Source organism: Marinobacterium nitratireducens, assembly GCF_014645375.1.
In the GTDB taxonomy this organism is placed as follows: domain Bacteria; phylum Pseudomonadota; class Gammaproteobacteria; order Pseudomonadales; family Balneatricaceae; genus Marinobacterium_A; species Marinobacterium_A nitratireducens.
Map to the genome: position 1 here is coordinate 1 of NZ_BMLT01000033.1, position 1,229 is coordinate 1,229.

Sequence of the window (1,229 nt, forward strand, 5' to 3'; positions counted from 1 at the left end):
CTCAAGCGCCTTGGTATTCTCTACCTGACCACCTGTGTCGGTTTTGGGTACGGTCAGCTGTAACCTGAAGCTTAGAGGCTTTTCCTGGAAGCTTGGCATCAACCACTTCGGTCCACATGGGACCTCGTCATCAGATCTCAGTCTTAAGGAGCCGGATTTGCCTAACTCCTCAACCTACATCCTTAAACGCGGACAACCAACGCCGCGCTGGCCTAGCCTTCTCCGTCCCCCCGTCGCAGTTACAGCCGGTGCGGGAATATTAACCCGCTTCCCATCGACTACGCATTTCTGCCTCGCCTTAGGGGCCGACTCACCCTACCTCGAATAGCGTTGGATAGGAACCCTTGGTCTTCCGGCGTGGAGGTTTTTCACCTCCATTATCGTTACTCATGTCAGCATTCGCACTTCTGATACCTCCAGGATGCCTCACAGCTTTCCCTTCAACGGCTTACAGAACGCTCCTCTACCATGCCACAAGTGGCATCCGCAGCTTCGGTGTATCGCTTAGCCCCGTTATATCTTCCGCGCAGGCCGACTCGACTAGTGAGCTATTACGCTTTCTTTAAAGGGTGGCTGCTTCTAAGCCAACCTCCTAGCTGTCTGAGCCTTCCCACATCGTTTCCCACTTAGCGATAACTTTGGGACCTTAGCTGGCGGTCTGGGTTGTTGCCCTTTTCACGACGGACGTTAGCACCCGCCGTGTGTCTCCCATGATTGCACTCACCGGTATTCGGAGTTTGCATCGGGTTGGTAAGTCGGGATGACCCCCTAGCCGAAACAGTGCTCTACCCCCGGTGGTGAGACATGAGGCGCTACCTAAATAGCTTTCGAGGAGAACCAGCTATCTCCGGGCTTGATTAGCCTTTCACTCCGATCCACAGGTCATCCGCTAACTTTTCAACGGTAGTCGGTTCGGTCCTCCAGTTGATGTTACTCAACCTTCAACCTGCCCATGGATAGATCGCCCGGTTTCGGGTCTAATCCCAGCAACTAAACGCCCTATTAAGACTCGGTTTCCCTACGGCTCCCCTAAACGGTTAACCTTGCTACTGAAATTAAGTCGCTGACCCATTATACAAAAGGTACGCAGTCACAGACCGAAGCCTGCTCCCACTGCTTGTACGTACACGGTTTCAGGGTCTATTTCACTCCCCTCACAGGGGTTCTTTTCGCCTTTCCCTCACGGTACTGGTTCACTATCGGTCAGTCAGGAGTATTTAGCCTTGGAG

1 rRNA gene is annotated in these 1,229 nt (G+C 53.2%); it reads right to left on the reverse strand.

Going from position 1 to position 1,229, the window contains the following annotated elements:
• A 23S ribosomal RNA gene (locus tag IEX85_RS23865) occupies positions 1–1,229 on the reverse strand; the annotation flags it as partial.